Source organism: Streptococcus sp. 1F3, assembly GCF_054968985.1.
In genome coordinates, this window is record NZ_JBUEQR010000060.1 from 1 (window position 1) to 24,203 (window position 24,203).

26 protein-coding genes and 2 pseudogenes are annotated in these 24,203 nt (G+C 41.7%); 20 read left to right on the forward strand and 8 right to left on the reverse strand.

Annotated elements, in window-relative coordinates:
* Positions 1-181 precede the first annotated feature (181 nt).
* The 8 genes from ACVPON_RS05400 to ACVPON_RS05435 all read left to right on the forward strand — a co-directional run bounded on the left by ACVPON_RS05400 (position 182) and on the right by ACVPON_RS05435 (position 7,822).
* Positions 182-1,642: an NCS2 family permease gene (locus ACVPON_RS05400; RefSeq protein ID WP_462876920.1), complete on the forward strand. Its 1,461-nt coding sequence runs from the start codon at positions 182-184 to the stop codon at positions 1,640-1,642.
* A 252-nt stretch (positions 1,643-1,894) separates the two neighbouring features.
* A complete protein-coding gene (tsaE, locus tag ACVPON_RS05405) occupies positions 1,895-2,359 on the forward strand; it encodes a tRNA (adenosine(37)-N6)-threonylcarbamoyltransferase complex ATPase subunit type 1 TsaE (protein WP_462876922.1) in 465 nt (154 codons plus the stop codon).
* The gene (locus tag ACVPON_RS05410) at positions 2,337-2,861 is read left to right on the forward strand and encodes an N-acetyltransferase family protein (protein WP_462877014.1); all 525 of its coding nucleotides are present in this window, start codon (positions 2,337-2,339) and stop codon (positions 2,859-2,861) included. The genes tsaE and ACVPON_RS05410 overlap by 23 nt, the downstream gene beginning before the upstream one ends.
* Complete coding sequence (gene lytR, locus ACVPON_RS05415; protein WP_462876924.1) at positions 2,858-3,970, forward strand: glycopolymer--peptidoglycan transferase LytR; 1,113 nt, start codon at positions 2,858-2,860, stop codon at positions 3,968-3,970. The genes ACVPON_RS05410 and lytR overlap by 4 nt, the downstream gene beginning before the upstream one ends.
* A gap of 193 nt (positions 3,971-4,163) precedes the next feature.
* Entirely contained in the window at positions 4,164-5,021 is an 858-nt protein-coding gene (locus ACVPON_RS05420; protein WP_462876926.1) for a helix-turn-helix domain-containing protein, read from the forward strand.
* Between the two features lie 250 nt (positions 5,022-5,271).
* A complete protein-coding gene (locus ACVPON_RS05425) occupies positions 5,272-5,340 on the forward strand; it encodes a KxxxW-cyclized peptide pheromone (RefSeq protein ID WP_462877016.1) in 69 nt (22 codons plus the stop codon).
* A 68-nt stretch (positions 5,341-5,408) separates the two neighbouring features.
* Positions 5,409-6,728 (forward strand): KxxxW cyclic peptide radical SAM maturase, encoded by a 1,320-nt coding sequence (gene kwcM / locus ACVPON_RS05430; RefSeq protein ID WP_462876928.1) that lies wholly within the window; start codon positions 5,409-5,411, stop codon positions 6,726-6,728.
* Positions 6,725-7,822 (forward strand): MFS transporter, encoded by a 1,098-nt coding sequence (locus ACVPON_RS05435; protein ID WP_462876930.1) that lies wholly within the window; start codon positions 6,725-6,727, stop codon positions 7,820-7,822. Before kwcM ends, ACVPON_RS05435 begins: the two co-directional genes overlap by 4 nt.
* Before the next feature lie 97 nt (positions 7,823-7,919).
* Here the strand turns inward: ACVPON_RS05435 and ACVPON_RS05440 are convergent, their stop codons facing one another.
* Both ACVPON_RS05440 and ACVPON_RS05445 read right to left on the reverse strand, forming a co-directional pair.
* Entirely contained in the window at positions 7,920-8,198 is a 279-nt protein-coding gene (locus tag ACVPON_RS05440; protein WP_462876932.1) for a chemotaxis protein, read from the reverse strand.
* On the reverse strand, positions 8,195-8,611 hold the full coding sequence (locus tag ACVPON_RS05445; RefSeq protein WP_462876934.1) for an HIT family protein: 417 nt from the start codon (positions 8,609-8,611) through the stop codon (positions 8,195-8,197). The genes ACVPON_RS05440 and ACVPON_RS05445 overlap by 4 nt, the downstream gene beginning before the upstream one ends.
* A 62-nt stretch (positions 8,612-8,673) precedes the next feature.
* Between ACVPON_RS05445 and ACVPON_RS05450 the strand changes: the two genes are divergently transcribed.
* The 12 genes and pseudogenes from ACVPON_RS05450 (at position 8,674) to ACVPON_RS05505 (ending at position 18,487) form a co-directional block, all read left to right on the forward strand.
* Entirely contained in the window at positions 8,674-9,408 is a 735-nt protein-coding gene (locus ACVPON_RS05450) for an ABC transporter ATP-binding protein (protein WP_462876936.1), read from the forward strand.
* Entirely contained in the window at positions 9,405-10,451 is a 1,047-nt protein-coding gene (locus ACVPON_RS05455) for an ABC transporter permease (RefSeq protein WP_462876939.1), read from the forward strand. Before ACVPON_RS05450 ends, ACVPON_RS05455 begins: the two co-directional genes overlap by 4 nt.
* A gap of 49 nt (positions 10,452-10,500) precedes the next feature.
* Complete coding sequence (gene ccrZ / locus ACVPON_RS05460; RefSeq protein ID WP_462876940.1) at positions 10,501-11,295, forward strand: cell cycle regulator CcrZ; 795 nt, start codon at positions 10,501-10,503, stop codon at positions 11,293-11,295.
* Entirely contained in the window at positions 11,292-11,927 is a 636-nt protein-coding gene (gene trmB, locus ACVPON_RS05465; RefSeq protein WP_462876942.1) for a tRNA (guanosine(46)-N7)-methyltransferase TrmB, read from the forward strand. The genes ccrZ and trmB overlap by 4 nt, the downstream gene beginning before the upstream one ends.
* A gap of 276 nt (positions 11,928-12,203) precedes the next feature.
* Positions 12,204-12,674, forward strand: a complete 471-nt coding sequence (rimP, locus tag ACVPON_RS05470; RefSeq protein ID WP_462876944.1) for a ribosome maturation factor RimP — start codon at positions 12,204-12,206, stop codon at positions 12,672-12,674.
* Positions 12,675-12,707: 33 nt separating this feature from the next.
* Complete coding sequence (nusA, locus tag ACVPON_RS05475) at positions 12,708-13,856, forward strand: transcription termination factor NusA (protein ID WP_462876946.1); 1,149 nt, start codon at positions 12,708-12,710, stop codon at positions 13,854-13,856.
* A gap of 18 nt (positions 13,857-13,874) precedes the next feature.
* The gene (gene rnpM / locus ACVPON_RS05480; protein ID WP_462876948.1) at positions 13,875-14,171 is read left to right on the forward strand and encodes an RNase P modulator RnpM; all 297 of its coding nucleotides are present in this window, start codon (positions 13,875-13,877) and stop codon (positions 14,169-14,171) included.
* Positions 14,128-14,466 carry a YlxQ-related RNA-binding protein gene (locus tag ACVPON_RS05485; RefSeq protein WP_462876950.1) on the forward strand — a complete coding sequence of 113 codons (339 nt, stop codon included), beginning with the start codon at positions 14,128-14,130 and terminating at the stop codon, positions 14,464-14,466. Before rnpM ends, ACVPON_RS05485 begins: the two co-directional genes overlap by 44 nt.
* Before the next feature lie 17 nt (positions 14,467-14,483).
* Positions 14,484-14,841: pseudogene (locus ACVPON_RS05490) on the forward strand (translation initiation factor IF-2 N-terminal domain-containing protein); the annotation flags it as partial.
* Between the two features lie 176 nt (positions 14,842-15,017).
* A pseudogene (gene infB, locus ACVPON_RS05495) lies at positions 15,018-17,195 on the forward strand (translation initiation factor IF-2); the annotation flags it as partial.
* 195 nt (positions 17,196-17,390) lie between these two features.
* Positions 17,391-17,744: a 30S ribosome-binding factor RbfA gene (gene rbfA, locus ACVPON_RS05500; protein ID WP_462876952.1), complete on the forward strand. Its 354-nt coding sequence runs from the start codon at positions 17,391-17,393 to the stop codon at positions 17,742-17,744.
* Between the two features lie 401 nt (positions 17,745-18,145).
* Positions 18,146-18,487: a metal-sulfur cluster assembly factor gene (locus ACVPON_RS05505; RefSeq protein WP_462876954.1), complete on the forward strand. Its 342-nt coding sequence runs from the start codon at positions 18,146-18,148 to the stop codon at positions 18,485-18,487.
* Positions 18,488-18,671: 184 nt separating this feature from the next.
* Here ACVPON_RS05505 and ACVPON_RS05510 read toward each other — a convergent pair whose 3' ends face one another.
* The 6 genes from ACVPON_RS05510 to ACVPON_RS05535 form a co-directional block, all read right to left on the reverse strand.
* Positions 18,672-19,367, reverse strand: coding sequence for a CatB-related O-acetyltransferase (locus tag ACVPON_RS05510; RefSeq protein ID WP_462876956.1), 696 nt, complete (start codon positions 19,365-19,367; stop codon positions 18,672-18,674).
* Positions 19,360-19,731 carry a DUF6176 family protein gene (locus ACVPON_RS05515; protein ID WP_462876958.1) on the reverse strand — a complete coding sequence of 124 codons (372 nt, stop codon included), beginning with the start codon at positions 19,729-19,731 and terminating at the stop codon, positions 19,360-19,362. Before ACVPON_RS05515 ends, ACVPON_RS05510 begins: the two co-directional genes overlap by 8 nt.
* A 193-nt stretch (positions 19,732-19,924) precedes the next feature.
* Positions 19,925-21,637: a dihydroxy-acid dehydratase gene (gene ilvD / locus ACVPON_RS05520; protein WP_462876960.1), complete on the reverse strand. Its 1,713-nt coding sequence runs from the start codon at positions 21,635-21,637 to the stop codon at positions 19,925-19,927.
* A 167-nt stretch (positions 21,638-21,804) separates the two neighbouring features.
* Positions 21,805-22,200, reverse strand: coding sequence for a hypothetical protein (locus tag ACVPON_RS05525; protein ID WP_462876962.1), 396 nt, complete (start codon positions 22,198-22,200; stop codon positions 21,805-21,807).
* Positions 22,181-23,086: a phosphodiester glycosidase family protein gene (locus ACVPON_RS05530; RefSeq protein ID WP_462876964.1), complete on the reverse strand. Its 906-nt coding sequence runs from the start codon at positions 23,084-23,086 to the stop codon at positions 22,181-22,183. Before ACVPON_RS05530 ends, ACVPON_RS05525 begins: the two co-directional genes overlap by 20 nt.
* Positions 23,073-24,125, reverse strand: coding sequence for a glycosyltransferase (locus ACVPON_RS05535; RefSeq protein WP_462876966.1), 1,053 nt, complete (start codon positions 24,123-24,125; stop codon positions 23,073-23,075). Before ACVPON_RS05535 ends, ACVPON_RS05530 begins: the two co-directional genes overlap by 14 nt.
* Between the last annotated feature and the right edge of the window lie 78 nt (positions 24,126-24,203).

Consider the following 24,203-nt stretch of genomic DNA (forward strand, 5'->3'; position numbering starts at 1 on the left):
CCTCCTAGAAGCTGACGCTTCTTCGTCGTATTTCCTATTTTCACTTTGTGCTTTTAACGCTCTCACATCTTATTTGTATCTTAATTTAAAAGAAACCATTTTCATAGACATTAGGGTTGAAAAGTGAATGTTTTTGGTTTATAATGTGTATATCGTTCGTAAATAAAGGAGATTTTTGAAAATGGACAAGTTTTTTGGTCTAAAAGAACATGGAACGACTGTTTCAACGGAGATTATGGCAGGTTTGACAACCTTCTTTGCCATGTCTTATATTTTATTTGTTAACCCAAGCATATTGAGCGTTGCAGGTATGCCTTCGCAAGCGGTATTCTTGGCAACTATTATTGCAAGTACCGTCTCTACTCTCATCATGGGCTTGTTTGCCAATGTTCCTTATGCCTTGGCACCAGGAATGGGCTTAAATGCTTTCTTTACTTATACAGTAGTTATCGGGCTTGGCTTTAGTTGGCAGGAGGCATTAGCCATGGTTTTCCTCTGTGGCTTGTTTAATATTTTTATTACAGTGACCAAGGTTCGTAAGAGCATTATCAAGGCAATTCCGGTTAGTTTACAACATGCTATCGGAGGTGGTATCGGGGTCTTTGTTGCCTACCTTGGCTTCAAAAACGCGAATCTGATTACTTTTTTGACATCAGGTTCTGATATTATTACTGTTAATGGAGTGGCACCTGCAGAAGCAACAGCAGATACGTTCTCAAATGGTGTTTTTTCTGTCCTAGCAGGCGGAGGGGTCGTTCCAGCTATTTCAACTTTTACAGATCCAAGTGTTCTTTTGACGGTCTTTGGCTTAATTTTGACAGCTATCCTCGTCATTAAAAATGTCCGTGGTGGTATCTTGATTGGGATTTTGGTCACAACCCTTGCCGGTATTCCAGCAGGTGTAGTTGATCTGTCTTCTATTAATCTTGCAGAAAATCATATTGGAAGTGCCTTTGCAGAATTGGGGACAACCTTCCTTGCAGCCTTCGGGGGAATGGCATCACTCTTTAGTGATACGGAACGTTTGCCTTTGGTATTGATGACTATTTTTGCCTTCAGTTTATCGGATACCTTTGATACGCTCGGAACCTTTATTGGAACAGGGCGTAAGACAGGTATCTTCTCAGCAGAAGATGAAGCTGCGCTTGAAAATGGGAAAGGTTTCAACTCAAAGATGGACAAGGCTCTCTTTGCAGATGCTATTGGTACTTCGATCGGTGCGATTTTTGGGACATCAAATACAACGACTTATGTTGAATCTGCTGCTGGTATTTCAGCAGGCGGAAGAACTGGTTTGACTGCGGTGACGACGGCTGTTCTGTTCTTGCTCTCAATCCTTATCTTGCCATTTGTTGGTATTGTACCTGCAGCGGCAACTGCTCCAGCCCTCATCATTGTTGGGGTGATGATGGTATCTTCATTCCTTGATGTGGATTGGAGTAACTTTGAAGATGCGCTACCAGCTTTCTTTGCAGCCTTCTTCATGGCACTTTGCTTTTCTATCTCATACGGAATTGCAGCAGCCTTTATCTTCTATTGCTTGGTCAAGGTCTCAACGGGTAAGGCAAAAGACATTCACCCTATCCTCTGGGGGGCAACAGCCTTGTTCATTCTGAACTTTATTATCTTGGCTATTCTTTAATGAAGTCTTTCATTTATAGGCGGGTTGGGTCAAATAAGATCTACCCGTCTTTTTTCTGGAGATTGCTCTAAATATGAGGTGAGTCATAAAGAATGATAGGGAAAGGAAAGCTAATACTCTTTAACAATCAAAAGGATACTTGGTCAACTTGCCTTGGTGAAGGCTCGTTCTACTTCGGCTTCGTTTCCTAGTCTTTTATTGAGTATAAATTATAAAATGACAAAGTATAGCGACTGTGGTATAATAAGGGGCATGTATAGTCATAATGAGGAAGAATTGATAGCACTTGGGCAGGTGATTGGTCGTTCGTTACAGGCAGGCGATGTACTGGTTTTGACCGGAGACTTGGGTGCTGGGAAGACGACCTTGACGAAAGGAATTGCTCAAGGTCTTGAGATTAAGCAGATGATTAAAAGTCCGACCTATACCATTGTTCGCGAGTATGAGGGACGCTTGCCCCTCTACCACTTAGATGTTTATCGGATTGGAGATGACCCTGATTCGATTGATTTGGATGATTTTCTCTATGGAGATGGTGTGACTGTGATTGAATGGGGCGAGCTTTTGGATGCTTCGCTTTTAGATGATTTTTTGAGGATTATCATTGAAAAAGTGGGTGATGCCCGTAGGCTATCCCTTCTTCCTCAAGGACAACGAAGTCAGACCTTGGTAAGGGAGATTGAGCATGGTAGAGATGAAAAAAGAGATTTTCTTTGAGGAAGCGGAAAGGCGCCATGCAGGAGCCTTCATTGCTTTCATGAATCAAGTGGCAGGAGAAACAGACTTTCTCGTTATGGGTGAGACTGGTTTTCAGTTGACATCAGATGAGTTAGCGCCTATTTTTGAAAATAGCCTTGGTAGTCCAAGTCAGCTCCACCTTCTTGCCTTTTGTGGAGATGAGGTCATTGGGGCAATCACTGTTCGTGCTTCTAGTCAATACCGAATCAGCCACATTGGGAATGTCTTTATTGCTGTACGAAAAGATTATTGGGGTCATGGAATTGGGCGCATTCTTTTAGAAGAAGTTGTCGAATGGGCAAAAAGCTATGGCATTATTAAGCGGCTCGAATTGACCGTTCAAGTGCGAAATAATCGTGCGGTCTCCCTCTATCAAAAGATGGGGTTTGAAATAGAAGGTACTCAAAAATGGGGTGCAAGAACAGATGAAGGAGAATGGCTTGACCTGTATTACATGGGCAAGTTGATAGATGATAGATGAGTATTGGTAAGAAAATTTTTCTCATGTTCCTAGCGATTATTGCTCTAACAGTAGGAGCTGGAGCACTTTATGCAACGACGGTATTGAACTATTCGACAGATAGTTTTTCCAAGACCTTCAAATCGGTTGAGGGACAAGAGGAAGACCATGTTATTGAAGCGACAGAACCGCTCACAGTCCTTTTGATGGGGGTGGATATGGATAAGGCTAGTCGTGGTGGTAATTGGGAAGAAGGGCGGAGCGATTCCATGATCTTGGTGACGGTCAATCCCAAAACCCAAAAAACAACCATGGTTAGCTTAACGCGCGATATAATGGTAGAAATTGCCAATGCTGATGGTAGTTCAAATGGAACGGTTGAAAAACTCAACCATTCCTACAGTTATGGTCAAGCCCCGATGGCGATTGCAACGGTTGAGAAGATGCTAGATATAGACATCAACCGCTATGTTGAGATTAATATGGATGGTCTAATTGAGTTGGTAGATGCCATAGGTGGAATTACGGTGAATAATACCCTGGGCTTTCCGATTTCAATCAGCGAGTACGAACCAGCCTATACAGCAGTAGTTGAGCCTGGAGAGCAACATGTCAATGGGAATCAAGCCCTTGTCTACTCTCGGATGCGTTACGATGATCCAGAAGGGGATATTGGACGTCAAAAACGCCAACGTGAAGTGATTCAATCGATTGTGAAAAAACTGCTCAATCTGGACGGGATTACCCAATACAAGCCAATCTTAGATGCCATTTCAAACAATATGCGGACAAATGTGTCGATTACACCGACTTCTTTTCCTGCCCTTCTAGGGTATAAAGATTCCCTAAAGACGATTGAAACCTATCAGCTGGTCGGAGAGAGCCAGATGATTGACGGTCTTTCTTATCAAATTCCAACCAGTGAAGAACTCCTTGAGATTCAAAATATCATTAAGACTTCGCTTGATTTGCCAACCTCTACTGAATTAAAAACCAACGTTAGAGTGTCAGCGACGGCTACCCCGATTTCAGTGCTGAACGCCTATACCAATCTGTCAGGCGTCACCACCCCTGTCGGGGAGGGAGTGACTTCAACAGAAGCTAGTGGATTGGACGCTTCTCAACAATAAAAAACCAAGCTAAAACAGCTTGGTTTTTTAACCAACTCCGATAACAATAATCCCTTCTAATATGATAAGAAGAAATGCTAAAAGGTTTTGTTTTTTCATACGGAAATCCTCACTTTACTTTAATTTTTCTTTAGTATATGCTATTATGTAGGTGGATATAAAATATTCCCATATATGCGTAAAGGAGGAGAATATGAAAAATTTTGGAGAAATTTTCAAGAAGTTTCGTGAGTCAAGAGGTTTACGCTTGAAAGATGTTGCAAAGGCTGGGATCTCAATATCTCAGCTCTCGCGATTTGAGAAAGGAGAGACAGATTTGACGATTACCAAGTTTATGTCTATTTTAGATGAAATAAATATGCCGATTGATGAATTTATGTATGCAGTTCATGATTTTCACCGTGATGAGCTAAATGAGATATTGTTTAAGATGAGATACCTGATATCTATTCACGATGTAGAAGGAATGAAACAACTTCTTTATTCCCAAATAGAGTTAAAGAATGGTCGGGGAAAATTTCAACAAATTAATATTATTTTGTTAAAAATTCGACTACAAGATTTATCAGGAGAAAGATATTATACAAAAAATGATTTATCTTATTTGTCCGAATATCTTTTCAGTGTTGAGTATTGGGGTTGTTATGAACTATTGATATTTATGAATACTTTGGATGTATTAAAGCATGAGACTTTTATGGTGTTAGCAAAGGAAATGTCTAGACGTTCAGATTTTTACAAGGAAATACCAACCAATAGACGCCTTGTTTCAACGATGTTGCTAAATGCTTTTATAACATGTATTGAAAGGGGGAAATTGATCGATGCTTTATATTTTGAAACAAAGTTAAATCAATGTTTTTTCATTGAGACTGAAATGTATGAACGGTTGATTTTCCAATATGCTCAAAATCTTTACAAGTATAAAAAAGACGGTGATACTAAGGCTATTATTGAGATGAAAAAGTGTATTGCAGCTATGAAATTAGTAGGAAGCAGGCATGTGGCACAGACTTATGAAGCACATTTGAAAAAAACACTAGTTGAGTAGTATACTCATTTAGTTTACACCTAAGGGTAGTTGTAGAGTGAACAAAGTTCGAAAGGGCTAGGCTTTCCACTAAAGGGATTCTCAGCTGTAACTCGCTAAAGTGAGAGCGGCTAGCTACCTATCTTTACTTGTGGGAGGTTGGAAACAAAAGCAAACTAAACGTCTATAATATGCAGATAGGGGAATTTTTAATTGTATTTTTAGGAGTATAGTACGATTATATTATCAAAATTAGAAAGGAGTAGTAGGTATGTCTAAAGAACTTGAGAAAGTCCTTGAGTCCAGTGCTATGGCTAAAGGCGATGGTTGGAATACTTAAATGTTTCATTTGTTTAACGTATCAGGGCAGAGGGACAAACCTCTGCCTTTTGAGGAAGGTATCACTTTATGAAAACTATTTCAGATAATGTTCTATTCAGATTAGAAAAATTTGGTGGAATATTGATAGATAAAACAAATTTTAACCGTTTAGAATTAAATGAGTTAGAAGCCAGTTTTCTATATTTAGTAAGACATCAAGGATTTGATAGTGCAAAATCATTTTTCGAAAATGATATAAAAAAAGGACAACTAGAACAAGTAATGTCTCTAGATATTTACGCAGAAATTGCGGATATGACAATCTTAGAGGGTCCCAGAGAGACTTTCCAAAGAGCAAGAGAACAAATACTATCTTTGAAAAAACACAATCTGTTGAGTTTTCCATTAGAGTTGGTTATATACCCAAGCATGTATTGTGATTTGAAGTGTGGTTTCTGTTTTTTGGCGAGTCAAGAAGATAAAAATGCTAGACCAGCTGAAGATTGGGAACGAATTTTATTGCAAGCAAAGGCTAATGGGGTACTCAGTATTTCTATATTGGGAGGAGAACCGACTCGATACTTTGATATAGATAACTTATTATTGATATGTGATAAACTTAAGTTAAAAACAACAATAACAACCAATGCACAACTAATAAAAAAAAGCACCTTGGAAATTATTGTGAAGTCAGAATATATAGTGCCAGTACTTTCCCTACAGACACTAGATTCTAAATTAAATTTTGAATTAATGGGAGTAAGACCAGATAGACAAATAAAATTAGTAAAATACTTAAAGTTAGTGAATAAGAAATGTAGAATAAATACAGTTTATACAAAGCAAAGTGATCAACAAATGATAGAATTAGTTGATTTTTGTATAGAAAACAATATAGACAGATTTTCTGTTGCTAATTATTCAGAAGTTACTGGATATACTAAAATAAAGAAAAAATTTAGTTTAGCTGATTTAAGAAGATTAAATGAATATATTACAGAATATATAGCAAATAAGAATTCTAAGCTAAATTTTGCAACGGAAGGTTGTCATCTTTTTACTGCTTATCCTGAATTGATTAACAATTCTATTGAATTTACTGATTTTGATGAAATGTATTATGGTTGTCGTGCAAAATATACTAAGATGGAAATATTATCTAATGGTGATATAGTACCTTGTATAGCTTTTTTGGGAGTAAATCAAGTTAGACAGAATGCTTTTGAAAAAGATTTAGTAGATGTTTGGTATCATGATTCGCTTTATGAGGGAATTCGGAAATTTAGAACCAAAAATAGAGACTGTCTATCTTGTGGTTTGGTAAAAATTTGTGAAGGTGGCTGCTACGTGAATTTGATTAGGGAGAGGGATCCGGAACTTTTTAGGGATCCGGTTTGTGAACTATGAAAAAAAGTAACGATTACTTGTTTTGGATGAATATATTTCTTTCCAGTTTACCTTACTATTTTGTAGGGATTCTTTTATTGAAGCAGGTGGGATTTACTTTTACGGAGATTGCCACTTTATCAGTTATTACGGAGTTATTCGGCTCGGTTTTTGACATTCCTTTGAGCTATGTTTCAAATAAGATTGGTTACAAAAATGTTTTGATTCTTTCCATGATATTTTTAATCATAGCGTTAAGCTGTTTATTGTTTGGAAACTCAAAAATGGTGTATCTAGCTGCAGTATTTTTTGGATTATCGGAATCACTGTCCTCGGGAGTACTTAATTCGTATAACTTTGAGGTTATTGATAGTGATTCAGAGTATAAAAAGTTTCTAGGGAATCTTAATACCATGAAGTACATTTTTGTTGCGATGATTACCATAGTATCTCCCTACCTACTGCGTATACATTATACCTATCCGATCGTTATTTCTATTACATTGGTGTTTTGTAGTCTGTTAAGTTTAATGAGGTTGCCAGAAATAAGAAAAGAATGTAGTAGCGAGCATAATGTTTTTTCCTATAGGTATATCAAATCCATTTCATGGCACCTTGTTTTACTAGGTGTCGCCTTTTCAACTCTAATCATGATTAGTAATTCTTATGCGGCTGTGTTATTAAATGAACATGGAGTTCCGTTGGATATTATAGGGATCATATTATTTCTGTTCAATTTAGCAATGGCTCTTGGGAGTTACTTGAACATTCGGTTTGAGATAAGTTTATTACTTCCCTTTTTGGCTATTTTTATGTTTTTCCAAGTGAACGCGATAGTTCAAGTTGTTATTTTTCTGATGATGAGAGTTCTCAATTCCAGTTATAATAATCATTTTTATTCTAAATTTAATACTACGGTGGAAAACAATAGGGTCATATCATGGTCAATATATAATTTGTTTATTTCAATTAGCTTCATGTTATCGGATTTTTTGGCTGGAATTTTTGCAGATTATTTTGGGATAAAAAGTAATTATTTAATTTTTGGTACAGCAAGTGTCCTTTTTTTGGTCTACTACCTTATTTTAGATAGAAAACGAATTGTTTCTGAATAAATGGAGAATAAAAACAAGCTACTCGTATGATAATGTGAGTAGCTTGTTGTTTTTAAAATGACGCAGAGGCTTGAATTCGTCTTTCTGCTTGGTCTTACTATTTCGCTTGTATTTTTTGAATCTCATGCAAATTGCCAGCAATTGATTGTTGGTAGACGCGCAGCTTGTATTGGAGGTCGTCAGCCAGTTCTTGAAGTGGCTGTTGATAGCCTTGGATAAGGGTGAGCTGGTCTTGGATATTCTGATAGCTATCCTGCATACGATGGATGATATCCATGGTTTCTGTCGTTTCGCGTGCGATTTTCTCTCGATTTTTAATCGCTAGATAGGTGATGGTAGCAGCGGTTCCTGCTGCGATTAGGTGTGCTAGTTTCATTTTGCCTCCATGCGTAGTTGATCTGCTAATTGTGCTAGGGCTGAAAAGTCAGGCTCCTTGGTATCAAAGGAGATGTGTAATCCATCTTGGTCGTCAAAGCGAGGTAAGAGATGGATATGGGTGTGGAAAACGGTCTGTCCTGCAGCTGCTTCCATATTGCTCAGTAGATTGATACCAGCTGCTCCGAGCTTTTCTTGTAGGTGTTGTGCGATGGTCGGGATTTTAGCAAACAATGTTGCACTTGCTTCTTCCCCCATGTCTAATAGGTTGCGAAAGTGTTCTTTGGGAATGACTAAGGTATGGCCTTTTGTAACCTGGGTGATGTCTAAAAAAGCAAGAATATGCTCATCTTCGTATACAGTAGATGAGGGAATATCCCCAGCAACGATGCTACAAAAAATACAGTCTGACATAAAGCAAACTCCTTTTCCAAAATTCTGTTATAATAAGTATATCAAATTATAGGAAAAAATGTATGTTAGAAGTAAAAAATGTGACAGGTGGCTATGTGAATATTCCTGTTTTAAAGGACGTTTCTTTTCAAGTATCTGACGGAGAATTGGTCGGCTTAATCGGTCTAAATGGTGCAGGGAAATCAACGACGATTAAGGAGATTATCGGTCTTTTATCGCCCTATCAAGGGCAGATTCTGATTGATGGGGACAGCCTTCAGTCAAATCCCCAAGACTATCGGAAAAAAATTGGTTTTATTCCAGAAACGCCGAGCCTCTATGAAGAACTAACCCTAAAAGAGCATTTGGAAGTAGTGGCAATGGCATATGGCCTAGACTGGGAACAAGCCTTTATACAGGCGCAAGGACTGCTCAAACTCTTCCGTTTAGATGAAAAATTGGACTGGTTTCCAGTGCACTTTTCAAAAGGGATGAAGCAGAAAGTCATGATTATTTGTGCCTTTATGGTTAACCCAAGCCTGCTGATTGTTGATGAGCCGTTTTTAGGACTAGACCCTGTAGCGATTGATGATTTAATTCATTTACTAGAAGAAGAAAAAGCCAAAGGGACCTCTATTTTGATGTCGACCCATGTTTTGGATTCGGCTGAAAAAATGTGTGATCGGTTTGTCATTTTGCATCAAGGTGAGGTGCGGGCGCAGGGAAATTTGGCAGAACTACAAGCAGCATTTGGTCGGGAGCATGCCAGTTTAAATGACCTCTATCTTGCCCTTACCAAAGAAGGAGCAGGGGTATGAAAGAACTGTTTCATGAGCGCAGGTTAGCCTTTACCCAGCGCTGTCTCAAGTATCTTCGCTATGTTTTAAACGACCATTTTGTCTTGGTCTTAATGGTCTTACTTGGCTTTTTAGCCCTTCAATATCGCTCGCTTTTGGAATATTTTCCGGCAAATCCTTGGCCTGTCTATCTCCTAGTCGTCATGATGAGCCTATTGCTCTTTTTTACAGGGCGGGTAGCGACTTATCTAGAGTCAGCTGATCGGATATTTCTCTTGCCCAAGGAAGGAGAGGTTTTCCAGATGATTCAGTCCGCACGCCTGCGTGCTAGTCTGATCTGGGGAGTGGTGCAGGTTTTAGGGCAGGTTTTGCTCTTGCCCATCTATTTGAGATTGGGTTGGTCTTTGCCTTTCTTCTTGCTCTATCTCTTGATTCTAACTGCAGGAAAATACGCCTGGGTCGTCTTTCAGACAGGCTTTCTAGCTCAGTCGGGACACTTGGATTGGGATAGGGCAGTCCAGTATGAAATTAGGCGCAAACAGGGAATCTTACAGTTTTACTCTCTCTTTACACATGTCAAGGGGATCAGTAGTGATGTCAAAAGGCGCAAGTATCTAGACCCTCTGTTAGCTATTGTCCAGAAAAGGCAGGATAGGACTTGGGTTTACCTATTTGTTCGGAGTTTTTTACGGTCGGGGGACTTCTTTTGGCTCAGTCTTCGCCTAGGAACCTTGAGTATAGCTAGTCTTTTTCTCATTCAGGAATCTTGGCTAGCAACGGGCTTAGCGCTCCTATTTGACTATCTCTTGCTCTTTCAGTTGTTACCCCTTTACCATGCCTATGATTATCAGTACCTAATCCGCCTTTATCCTGTTAGTCAGCAGGAGAAAGTTTCGAGTTTTAAGGGGACGGTTCGATTCATCATGTATCTAGTTTTCATTCTACAGTTGCTTATGGGAATGCTAGTGTTAGCAGATAAAGTATATCTCTTTATACTAGCAGGAGTAGGACTGATTCTTACGCATCTATATCTGGGGGTTAAATCAAAGAAATTGATTGACTAATGAGATGAAAACTAGTAAAATAGTAAGGAATTTTTAAAGGAGGACTGGCATGCAATTTGATACAAGCGGACTTCGTCTGCAATCAATCGCCGGAAATAGTGGCAAAGCATTTAAGGGCATGCGAACAGATGGGACGCCCGTTTTTGTCAAGTATGAAATGCCGCCGATTGTTTCTGCTTTGGCGCATGAACAGATTACCCCTCCCGTTCTGTCAGCTAATCGGGAGCTAGGGGTAGGACAACGTGTTGAGCAGGAATGGTTGAATGGTCATATCCTCACTCGATCTGAAATGGGGGGCAAGCAGGTTCAGCAAATTTTGGTACGTATGCATTACTCTAAGATGCTACTCAATCAAGCCTTGCAACTCAATTACACCTATCAAGAGCCACAGGATTTGGTTCGTAAGTGGCAGCAAGAAGCACCAGCCAGATTATCAAAAAATACCTACCTACAGTCGGTTTGCAGTGATTTGTTACATCATTTACCAACCTTTCGTAGGGAAGTGGCAACCTTTGTCCATGGGGATTTACACCATACCAACTGGGTTGAGACAACGAGTGGCTTGATTTATCTGACAGACTGGGAGACAGCTTGTGTAACTGATCGAATGCTGGATGTTGCCTATGTCTTGACCCATTATATTCCAAGGCAATCGTGGGAAGAATGGCTGAGAGGCTATGGTTACAAGTACAATCAAACTGTTTTGAATAAGATTTACTGGTATGGTCAGCTAGGCTATCTCAATCAGATTGCAAAACATGTCGAAAGCTACGACATGGAAGCAGCAAATAAAGAAATTTACGCCTTGCGGTATTTCCGTAAGAGCTACTATAAGGAAGTATGAGAGTAAGAAATCGTAAAGGAGCTAGTGAGATGCTCCTAGCCTATCCTCAGTATGTCATCTTGACGCCTGAGGAGTGTAAAGGGAAATGGGCTAGTATTTTTGGCAATAGCAATCCTATTCACATTGAAGTTGGTTCTGGAAAGGGGCGTTTCATTACAGGAATGGCAGCGCAGAATCCAGACATTAACTATATCGGGATTGACATTCAGATGACGGTCTTAAGCTATGCTTTGGATCGTGTGGTGGAGGCAGGCTTGCCCAATATCAAGTTGTTACAGGTAGATGGCTCTAGCTTGACCAACTACTTTGCTGCAGCAGAGATTGCCCGCCTTTATCTAAATTTCTCAGATCCATGGCCGAAAAAGCGCCATGAAAAGCGTCGGTTGACTTATAAGAGTTTTTTAGATACCTATAAAGAAATTTTACCAGAAAAAGGTGAGATTCATTTTAAGACAGACAATCGTGGGCTTTTTGAATACAGCCTAGTCAGCTTTTCCCAATATGGCATGACCTTAAAAGGTGTTTGGCTCGATTTACATGCCAGTGATATTGAGGGCAATGTGATGACCGAGTATGAAGAAAAGTTCTCAAATAAGGGTCAAGTCATCTACCGGGTAGAAGCAGCATTTTAAAAATATGGTGAGCAACTAAGGGGTTAGGTTGGAGAAAAGATTTCTTTTGCTTGCTGTTCTTCGCCTTTTTTCTTTTCTCTTCTGATAAAAATGTTTGGAAAGAACCACAATTCAATTTGGTTAGGAGTTAAGCCAAGAAAGAATGGGGGCAGAAGAAACCAAGCACCTTATCGCTTTACAAGGTTTTGAAATTATGCTATACTACTAGAAAATAGAGAAGAGGAGGGTTGGTCTTGTACCAGCCCTTTCGATGTGTCTCTGAAAGGAGGTTTTTAAATGGCAAAGATTGTAGACATTGTGACACAGGCGATTACTCCTCACATCAAGGCACCCTTTGAGCTAGTGGATGTGGAGTATGGCAAAATGGGTGGTGAGGATGTCCTATCTATTTTTGTAGACAAGGAGGGGGGAATTTCCCTCAACGATACAGCTGAGTTATCAGAAGTGATTAGCCCGCTGTTGGATCAGATTCAGCCAGATCCGTTTCCCGAACAGTATATGCTGGAAGTGACGAGCCCTGGTCTTGAGCGGCCATTAAAAAATGCTGAGGCAGTGGAGAAAGCTGTTGGTCAGTACATTCATGTAAAACTCTACCAAGCAGTTGATAAACAGAAGGTCTTTGAAGGAACGCTTCTCTCCTTTGACCGTCAGGAATTAGTGATTGAGTACATGGATAAAACAAGGAAAAAACAAGTGACCATTCCCTATCAGACAGTTGCAAAAGCACGTCTGGCTGTAAAAATTTAACAGAAAGGACCTTTTGAGAAAAAGGAAAATAAGATGAGTAAAGAAATGCTAGAAGCCTTCCGTATTTTAGAGGAAGACAAGGGGATAAAAAAAGAAGACATCATTGAGGCGGTGATGGAGTCTCTCCGTTCCGCCTACAAGCGCCGCTATGGCCAATCAGAATCAGCTGCGATTGAGTTTGATGAGAAAAAAGGAGATTTTCGGGTCTACACCGTCCGTGAGGTCGTCGATGAGGTCTTTGATAGTCGTCTTGAGATTAGCTTGAAAGATGCCTTGGCTATTTCTTCAGCCTATGAATTAGGGGATAAGATTAAATTTGAAGAATCACCTGCGGAATTTGGTCGTGTTGCTGCCCAATCTGCCAAGCAAACGATTATGGAAAAAATGCGTAAGCAGACCCGTGCGATTACTTACAATACCTATAAGGCACATGAAAAAGAAATCATGTCTGGGACAGTGGAGCGATTTGACAATCGATTTATCTATGTCAATTTAGGAAACATTGAAGCACAATTATCCAAACAAGACCAGATTCCAGGGGAGGTCTTCCAATCGCATGATCGTATTGAAGTCTATGTATACAAGGTAGAAGACAATACGCGTGGGGTCAATGTATTTGTTAGCCGTAGCCATCCAGAAATGATCAAGCGCCTAATGGAACAAGAAATTCCAGAAGTCTATGATGGAACGGTGGAAATCATGAGTGTTGCTCGTGAAGCAGGTGATCGAACCAAGGTTGCGGTGCGGAGCCACAATCCCAATGTAGATGCTATCGGAACGATTGTTGGTCGCGGTGGTTCAAACATTAAGAAAATTACGAGTAAGTTCCATCCAGCGCGTTACGATGCCAAAAACGACCGCATGATTCCAATTGAAGAAAATATTGATGTTATTGAATGGGTGCCTGATGAAGCAGAGTTTATCTACAATGCTCTTGCTCCAGCAGAAGTGGATCAGGTCATCTTTGATACAGAAGATGGCAAGCACGCCACTGTTGTCGTGCCAGATGATAAACTGTCTCTTGCCATTGGCCGTCGGGGACAAAACGTACGTTTGGCAGCCCATTTGACTGGTTTCCGTATTGACATCAAGTCTGCTTCAGAGTACGAAGCAATGGAAGCAACGCTTGATGATGAGGCAGAGGTCGCAGAAACAGTCGCAACAGAAGAAGCAGAAAAATAAGCTCGTCGGGAGGTACTTATGGCAAAGGCTAGAAAAATCCCCTTACGAAAATCGGTTGTTTCGGGAGAAATTATTGATAAGCGTGATTTACTGCGCATTGTGAAAAATAAAGAAGGCCAGGTTTTTATTGACCCGACCGGAAAGGCAAATGGCCGTGGTGCCTATATCAAGTTGGATAATGCAGAGGCAGCTCAAGCCAAGAGGAAACGGGTATTCGACCGTGCCTTTAGCATGGAGATCGCTGTAGAGTTTTATGACGAGTTGATTGCTTATGTTGACCACAAGGTCAAAAGGAGAGAATTGGGTCTTGAATAATCAGCAGAGAATATTGCATTTACTCGGATTGGCGCAGCGGGCTAGTCGCCTGATTTCAGGTGAAGAATTAGTCGTTGAAAGCATTCAAAAACAGAAGGCAAAGCTAGTCTTTCTAGCCTACGATGCAGGATCTAATCTAAGTAAGAAAATTACAGATAAAAGTCATACCTATCAGGTAGAAGTCATTACCGCGTTTTCAACGCTGGAATTAAGCTCGGCAGTCGGTAAGCCACGTAAGGTGTTGGCTGTGACAGATGCTGGATTTACTAAGAAAATGAGGTCTATTATGGAATAGAACAGGAGGACAAGATATTGTCTAAGAAGAGATTGTACGAGATTGCCAAGGAATTGGGCAAAGAAAGCAAGGAAGTTGTCGCAAAAGCAAAAGAATTGGGGATTGAGGTGAAGAGTCACTCCTCAAGCGTAGAAGCGGAAGTTGCACAACGGATTGTCGCAGGATTTTCTGAAGTGAAACAAAGACTTGAGAAGGTGGTTGAAAAGGTCGAACAAGCGCCTAGCAAGAAAGAAGGGGAAATGTCTAAACCTTCCGAAACAAAGGTTGCGACTCCATCGTCTCAAGTTGCAGCGAATCGTCCAAAAAGTCGTAATTTTAAGGCAGAACGTGAAGCACGTGCAAAAGAGCAAGCGGCTAAACGCAATCAAAGAAAGGCTCAAGGACGTCCGCAAGAAAATCGGTCAAATGGACATCAAAAACCACGGCGCAACTCCAATGAACAGGAGCGTAAAGGTGGTAAAAACCAAGGGATTGATAAGCGTTCGTCTCAAGCTAACCAGAACTCAAACCGTACTCCAAAAACTCCAAGAGTAGAAGAGACACGTGCGAAAATTGATTTCAAGGCTCGGGCAGCGGCTCTGAAAGCAGAGCAATTACAGGAATATGCACGGACAAGTGAAGAACGTTTCCGCCAAGCACAAGAGGCAAAGAAGCAGCCACAAAAGCCAAAGGAAATCAAATTTGAAGAACCTGTAGTAGAAGCAACACCGAAAAAGGTTGCACCAACACCTGCAGCGGTTGAAGCTAGCTCTACTACGGATAAGCGTCGGAAAAAACAGGCTCGACCAGATAAACGCCGTGATGATTTTGATCACGAAGAAGATGGTCCAAGAAAACAACAAAAGAATCGAAATAGTCAAAATCAAGTGAGAAATCAAAGAAATAGTAACTGGAATCCAAACAAGAAAGCCAAAAAAGGCAAACAGCACCAAGCAGCCAAACCTATCACTGAACGGAAGTTCCACGAATTGCCAACTGAGTTTGAATACACAGCTGGTATGACCGTTGCAGAAATTGCAAAACGGATTAAGCGTGAACCAGCTGAAATTGTGAAGAAGCTCTTTATGATGGGAGTTATGGCGACCCAAAACCAATCCCTAGATGGAGATACCATTGAATTGTTAATGGTGGATTACGGAATCGAAGCCAAAGAAAAAGTAGAGGTCGATAGTGCAGATATCGAGCGCTTCTTTGTAGAAGAAGGCTATCTTAATCCAGAGGAAATGGCAGAACGCCCACCAGTTGTGACCATTATGGGACACGTCGACCACGGGAAGACCACTCTTTTAGATACCCTTCGAAATTCACGTGTTGCAACGGGAGAAGCAGGAGGGATTACGCAGCATATTGGTGCCTACCAAATCGAAGAAAATGGCAAGAAAATCACCTTCCTTGATACACCGGGGCACGCTGCCTTTACTAGCATGCGCGCGCGCGGGGCGTCTGTCACAGACTTGACTATCTTGGTCGTTGCAGCAGATGATGGTGTGATGCCCCAGACCATCGAAGCAATCAACCATTCAAAAGCTGCCAATGTTCCTATTATCGTTGCAATCAATAAGATTGATAAACCAGGAGCAAATCCTGAACGTGTCATCGGGGAGTTGGCAGAGCATGGGGTTATCTCAACCGCTTGGGGTGGAGACTGTGAATTTGTTGAAATTTCAGCCAAATTCAATCAAAATATTGATGAATTGCTAGAGACAGTTCTCTTAGTTGCTGAAATCCAAGAGTTGAAGGCAGACCCAACAGTTCGTGCGATTGGTACGGTCATTGAGGCACATTTGGATAAAGGAAAAGGTGCAGTTGCGACCCTTCTTGTCCAACAAGGGACCTTGAATGTACAAGACCCAATCGTTGTCGGAAATACCTTCGGACGTGTTCGTGCCATGACCAATGATCTCGGTCGCCGGGTTAAGGTGGCAGGACCTTCTACCCCCGTTTCGATTACTGGTTTGAATGAAGCACCGATGGCAGGTGATCATTTTGCAGTATATGAAGACGAAAAATCAGCGCGTGCAGCAGGTGAAGAGCGTGCGAAGCGTGCCCTCTTGAAACAACGTCAAGTCACCCAACGTGTTAGTCTTGAAAATCTCTTTGATACCCTTAAGGCTGGTGAAGTTAAGTCCGTTAATGTCATCATTAAGGCAGATGTACAAGGTTCAGTTGAGGCGCTTTCTTCCTCACTTCAAAAGATTGAGGTAGAAGGTGTCCGTGTCAATATCGTCCATTCAGCAGTCGGTGCTATCAATGAGTCTGATGTTACCCTAGCGGAAGCCTCTAATGCGTTTATCATTGGATTTAGCGTACGTCCAACACCGCAGGCTCGCCAGCAGGCAGAAACGGATGATGTAGAAATCCGTCTCCATAGTATTATCTATAAGGTCATAGAGGAAATGGAAGATGCGATGAAAGGAATGCTTGATCCTGAGTACCAAGAGAAGATCATCGGGGAAGCCCTTATTCGTGAGACCTTTAAAGTTTCAAAAGTGGGCACAATCGGTGGATTTATGGTGATCAACGGAAAAGTGACTCGTGACTCCAGTGTCCGTGTTATCCGTGACGGTGTCGTCATCTTCGATGGAAAACTGATCAGCTTGAAACACTTTAAAGATGATGTCAAGGAAGTGACCAATGGCCGTGAAGGTGGACTGATGATTGAAAACTACAATGACCTCAAAGTAGATGATGTCATCGAAGCCTACATCATGGAAGAAATTAAAAAATAAGATATAAGAGTGTTTAACACGGGTTTCACTCGCTTTATTTCCCATCTTTAGCAGTCTATCCTTAGACTGTTAGAGCATAAAGTGTACCAAGAGAAGAAACTCTTCACTGGATAGTTTCTTCCGTAGCCGTAGAGTGAACAAAGTTCAAGGGCTACAGCAAAATAGGAGTTTGACGCATAGACAGGAGGAAAGATTATGGCACATCATTTTCGTACAGATCGTGTGGGGATGGAAATCAAACGTGAAGTCAATGAGATTTTACAAAAGAAAGTTCGTGATCCACGCGTTCAAGGTGTCACGATAACCGATGTTCAAATGCTTGGTGATTTGTCGGTAGCCAAAGTCTATTACTCTATCATGAGTGATCTGGCTTCCGATAATCAAAAAGCACAGACAGGGCTTGAAAAGGCAAAAGGAACCATAAAACGGGAACTTGGTCGTAAGCTCACCTTGTATAAAATCCCGGATTTAGTCTTTGAAAAAGACCAATCCATTGAATATGGGAACAAGATTGATCAAATGTTACGTACATTAGAAAATAAAGGGTAAAAAAACGGTCCAGTGGACCGTTTTTTCCTGAGCTTAAAAAATGAAAAGCGAGGTAGAGTCCAGTGGACCGTTTTTTCCTGAGCTTAAAAAATGAAAAGCGAGGTAGAGTCCACTGGACCGTTTTTTCCTGAGCTTAAAAAATGAAAAGCGAGGTAGAGTCCAGTGGACTGTTTTTTCCCGAGCTTGAAAAAAGGAAGTGAGGAGAAACTCAGGGGCTGTTGTTTTGAAAAGTTTTCAATCATTCTTGAAAAACAGTAGAAAATATGAGAAAATAGTAGCCATACTTTAGAAATGAAGTAGGGCGAAGCAGGGCTTGCTTCTCCATTGCCTAAGAAACGCTCAAAAAGGAAATAGTTGATAGAGGTAAGTATCAATCAAAAAATCTTGTTGTGGGGTGGAATATGAGAGACGATATAAAAATCAATGACCGCGCCTTGGCGCTTGAGGATCAGCTAATTGAGACCTTAGAAAGTATTTATGACCCAGAAATAGAACTCGATATTTATAATCTTGGCTTGATTTATGAAATCAGTCTAGATGAAAAGGGATTTTGTAAGGTGGTCATGACCTTTACAGATGCAGGCTGTAGTTGCTCTGAAACCCTACCCGATGAACTAATTGATGCTTTAAAGAAAATTGATGGCATTGACAATGCAGGTATTGAAGTCGTCTGGTTCCCTGCTTGGAAGATGACTAGGATCAGTCGCATTGGCCGCATTACCTTGGGCATTAGTCCGAAATAAAGAACACCCAGTAAGTCAGACAGTACACAGCTTACTGGGTGCTTTTTTACGCCCTTTGTATTTTTTATTTGCCTTATACTCAATAAAAATCAACAGTAGACTAGCTTTCACAATTAAGAATTGTGAACGGTTGGAAATGAGAGTAGCACCGCTCATTTCCTTATAATCGAATCCGAAGGTAGAACTAGCCTTCCCCAAGGCAAGTTGATGAAGTATCCTTTTGATTTTTCAAGAGTATTAGGGCTTCTCGACAGTCTTTGATATGTACAGAGGTTAGGTAAGGGATAGCCTTATCTAGCTGTTCAGGGCTAAAATCCCACCATTTTAGGTCTTTCAAAAACGCAATCGTTTCTTCGTCAAAGCGATAACGAATAATATGGGCTGGGTTTCCAACTACGATGGCATAAGCTGGAACATCTTTAGCCACTACTGCTTGACTTCCAATGACTGCACCATCACCAATGGTAACACCAGGCATAATGGTCGCTTCACGCCCGATCCACACATCATTTCCAATCATAGTGCTATATTTATCTGGCATATCAGCTGCGGTCATTCCTAGTTTTTGGCTCCACTTGTCGCTGATGAGATTAAAGGGATAAGAGGAGATGCTTGCAATACTATGGTTGGCTGCTCCCATGATAATTTCAACGCCATTTGCAATGCTACAGAATTTTCCGATGCTTAGCTTGCCACGCTCTTCAAAGTGATAGAGAATATTATCGCGCTGAAAATCTTCATTCTCGCGCTCTAGCGCATAGTAGGTAAATTCACCTATGTGGATATTCTTTGCCTGGACGGCATTTTTTAAATAGAGCATCTGACGACGTTCCTCATTAGGGTATAGTGCTTCTTGGGCTATTTGGTATTCTTCAATCATTCTGTTCCTCCAGTCTTTCTATTGTTTCTACAATTGGTTTTTGAATCATTACAACCTGTGTATCTAGGTCTTTAAAGCCAAAGGTCTCATCAATACATTCTGCCCAATATTCAAGGTGCTTTTTATCAATTTCAGAATCGGATTCTTCAACCGTGATGCCACCTATGCCTTGGACAGAGTACCAGTAGAGATATTCTTGATCGTCTAGAATTTCTCTGAAGATCGTTTCGACATACATTTTTTCACCCTCAAGGGTTAGGAGGGTTTCTTCCATATGGCTATTTAAGAAATTCATCCATTCATCAACGACAGACGATTTTCCTTCCTTGACCTTGAAGCGGGTTAGTTCAACTGCATAGTTCATATTTTTACCTCTCTGAAAACCCAATCATTTGTTGATTGGGTTCTTCTTCATCTTACACTCTTTACAATGAAACTTGGACATAATTTGATGAGTGCACGTTCTTTTAGTCTGTTACCTGAAAATAAGAGGCTAGGAGAGTGTTCTCTATATCTATGTCACTTCATCTGAATTGGAGTTGTAGTGAGCTTTCCTTTTATTTCCCTGTTTCTTCTCTTTTCCAGAAGTCTGTTACAGCTCCTTTTGAAGCAGAAGATACGATGTGGGCGTATTTTCCAAGTACTCCACGTGCATAGAGTGGTGGCAAAGTAGTCTCGGTCTTCCGGCGCTCAATTTCTTCGTCCGACACAGCCATCGTGATTTCCTTTGTATCTTGGTCAACGGTTACCATATCACCGGTGCGGAGGTAGGCGATTGGTCCACCGACCTGTGCCTCAGGGGCAACGTGACCGACAACGAGACCGTAAGTACCGCCTGAGAAGCGACCGTCTGTGATGAGGGCAACCTTATCTCCTTGGCCTTTGCCGACAATCATGGACGACAAGGAGAGCATTTCTGGCATACCAGGCCCACCCTTTGGACCGACGAAGCGGACAACGACGACATCACCATCTACGATATCATCAGATAAAACTGCTTCGATCGCTTCTTCCTCGGAGTCAAAGACCTTGGCAGGCCCGACATGGCGGCGGACTTTCACACCTGAAACCTTGGCAACCGCTCCATCAGGTGCTAGGTTTCCTTTTAAGATGATGAGTGGCCCATCTGCCCGTTTTGGATTGTCGAGTGGCATGATGACTTTCTGACCTGGAGTCAAGTCATCAAAGGCTTCTAGGTTTTCAGCTACGGTCTTGCCGGTACAGGTGATGCGATCTCCGTGCAAGAAGCCGTTTTTGAGCAGGTATTTCATAACGGCAGGGACACCGCCAACTTCATAGAGATCTTGGAAAACGTATGTTCCAGATGGTTTCAAATCTGCTAAGTGCGGTACCCGTTCTTGGAAATCATTAAAATCTTCCAAGGTCAATTCAACATTGGCAGCGTGAGCAATGGCAAGGAGATGTAGCGTCGCATTAGTAGATCCCCCCAGTGCCATCGTGACGGTAATAGCATCTTCAAAGGCTTCTCGGGTCAAGATATCAGACGGTTTTAAGCCCATTTGTAGCATGCGGACTACTGCGCGACCAGCTTCTTCAATGTCTGCCTTCTTTTCTGGTGATTCAGCAGGGTGTGAGGAAGATCCAGGCAGGCTCATTCCCAGAACTTCAATAGCTGTTGCCATGGTATTGGCTGTATACATACCTCCACAACCACCAGGACCAGGGCAGGCATTGCATTCCAAGGCCTTGACTTCTTCTGCAGTCATATCACCATGGTTCCATTTTCCAATTCCCTCAAAGACAGATACCAGATCAATGTCTTTTCCGTTTAGGCTACCAGGAGCAATGGTTCCACCATAGGCAAAAATGGCTGGAATGTCCATGTTGGCAATAGCGATCATGGATCCAGGCATGTTCTTATCACAGCCTCCAATCGCTACGAAAGCATCTACATTATGACCGCCCATAGCTGCTTCGATTGAGTCTGCGATAATATCACGTGAGGTCAACGAAAAGCGCATTCCAGGTGTTCCCATGGCAATCCCGTCTGCAACGGTAATGGTTCCATACTGTACAGGCCAGGCGCCCGCATCTTTGACTCCTGCCTTGGCTAATTTTCCAAAGTCGTGCAAGTGCATATTACAGGGTGTGTTTTCAGCCCAGGTCGATATAACGCCCACAATCGGACTGTCGAAGCTCTCATCGGTCATTCCTGTCGCACGTAGCATAGCACGGTTGGGAGATTTGACCATGGAGTCATAGACAGAGCTGCGGTGTTTGAATGGATTACGAGTATCGTTTTCTGGCATAGGAAGTCCTTCTTTCGTCTAGTCTTCTCTATATTATAGCATAAATTTTTTGTTAGCAACGTATTTGGTAAAAAAACATCTCTTATAAGAAAGCACTTTGCCTGTGAATGCAGGTTCTCAGTCCCTCTTATGTCTCCACAGGCAAGTAGAGGCAAGCTATCATCACGCTAGGTAGTTGAAGAGGTTGGAAGGAGCATGGCGAGTATGGATAGGATCAACAAGCCCCCTCCAATAGACCAGTAGGGAAGGTCAAGGGTAGTAGAGCGTCCGGATAGATTGATGATTCCCCTGAGGAGAAAGCCGGTCGTTAGGGTAGCTACTCCAGAATTCCAAAGGTTAAAGCTTAAGCGTGAGAGCTGTGGATAGAGGCTTAAGATAATGAGGAGTAGACTACTGCCGATGAGGGGAACGAGGAAGAGATAGTGCATGAAGAAAGAGACTTCTCCATAACTTAGCTGTTCATAGATTCGGCTAAAGAGAAAGAGAAAGCCAGTCAAACTGAGATAGGTTAGGCTGGTTGATTTGGTGCGTGCTGTAAATAATTTAGTAACCGATGTAGACAATATCGCTCACCGCCCTTTCTGAAATAGTTCCCCGAGTAGTGGGGTTATTGATTACTTGACCATTGAAATAGAGAGTGGATGATCCGCCACCGTCTAAGTTATAAGCAGTCCTGGCTCCGTAGGATTGGAGGACTTGGGCTAGCTGGTAAAGGGTTAGCCCTTGACTTTCGGAAGTTCGTCCATCAGAGACCACAATGATGTAGTGTTGGTTGTCAATGATACCGATAGCACTTCTGGGATTAGAAGCCATGGCTTGTCCGACTTCAGTGTGTTGCCCGACAGTAATCTGTCCATTTTCAACTAGGCTAGGTCCAAAGGCAAGGAGATTGACAACTCCGTCATTCAGCAATTCTTGAGCATTAACCTCATTTTCGTAGATGATGTGAAAAGAGCCATCTGCGTAGATTGCCAAATCGCCATTTTCTGCATCATCGCGTACGGTATCTCGATAGAGGACCCCATTTTTGATGACATAACCAGTGGAATTGGCTCCATAGTAGTCGCCATTGACCGCAAGAATAGCATTGTTTTCTCTTGCAATAGTAGAGGTTTTGGCGGTGACATTCCTACCAAAGGTATTTTGAGCTAAAGCTGTTTTGAGATAGTTTGGTGAGCTGAGCTGAATATCGGCGACATAGACGGTTGTATCATTCGTTCGAATCGTCTCGACTTGAGCCTGAATATGGTCGTCACTGTAACTAGTTTCGGTAGTAGTTGCTTGAGTAGCAGCTTTCGCTTCAGTCTGATTAATGCTCGAAGTAGTGGACGGAACAGTCGAAATAACTTCGGATAAGACGAATGTTTTGAGCATAGAATAGATAAATCCACCTGTAAGGATCATGCCTACTAGACTTGCGTAGACAAATGGTTTTTTAAAAAAGTTCATGGGTAATGGTTTTCCTTTCACGAAAGATAAACTGCTGTTGAATGATCCAAGAGATTACAAAGAGTAGGACTCCCACAAGAATCTTGACCAGGTAGAGATTGACTCCGAGAATCTGATAGAAAAGATAGAGCAGGGCTGTATCAGCTAGAAAAAGACAGAGGGCAAGGAGGAAGTAGCCTGTTCCAGTCTTTCGTAAGCTATCTGTATTTTGAAAGACAAGGTATTTATTGAGGGAAAAGTTACAGAGGGTACTAGTTACGCGTGCGAGGGTATTGGCTATAAATACGCGTGAAGCGATAGGAAGAAAAGTGAGCAGGTGGAGCATCAGAATATAGACGAGATAGTCTACCAAAAAGCCACTAAAAGAGGTAAGGGCAAAGGCAAAGAGGTTGCGGTAAATCAAGAGGCTATCCCGAATGGGACGAAAATGGGAGCTGGCATTGTCGTCAATGTAAATCGTTTGAATCGGAATTTCGATAATTGGAACCTGCTGGCTCAACTCGGTCAGCATATTCATTTCATATTCGTAGCGGTTTCCAGAAATAGAAAGCAGGTTGGACAATAAAGAGCTAGAAAAGGCACGCAGTCCTGTCTGGGTATCGCTAAGCTTGACACCTGTCTGCAGTTGAAAGAGAAAACGAGTCAAGCGATTGCCCAATCGGCTTCGAAAGGGAATGTCTCGGGTAAACTCACGACTGCCTAAAATCAAGTGTCCAGGTAGACGGAGGCTTGCATGAGCCACGCGGTCTATATCGGCAATCGCATGCTGTCCATCAGCGTCAGCCGTGACAATAGTGGTCTCCTCCTTGAGGGTGAGGAGGTGGGCAAAGCCGGTTCTTAATGCCTGTCCTTTTCCTTTGTTGCGAGAATGGTGGAGGACAGTAGCATAGTTTTTTGCAGTCTCGATAATGGCTCTTGCAGCTCCGGTGCAGCCGTCATCTACGACGATTACCTTGCAGGCTAAGCGCTCCTTGATTTCCTTGAGTAGGGTGAGGAGCTTATCATCTGGTTGATAGGCTGGTATTAGAATCGTATACATAGAATCACCTCGTTCGTTTTTATGCCGATTACTATACTGAAAAAATCTAAAAGGAGGCTAAAATACGGACTGATTCAT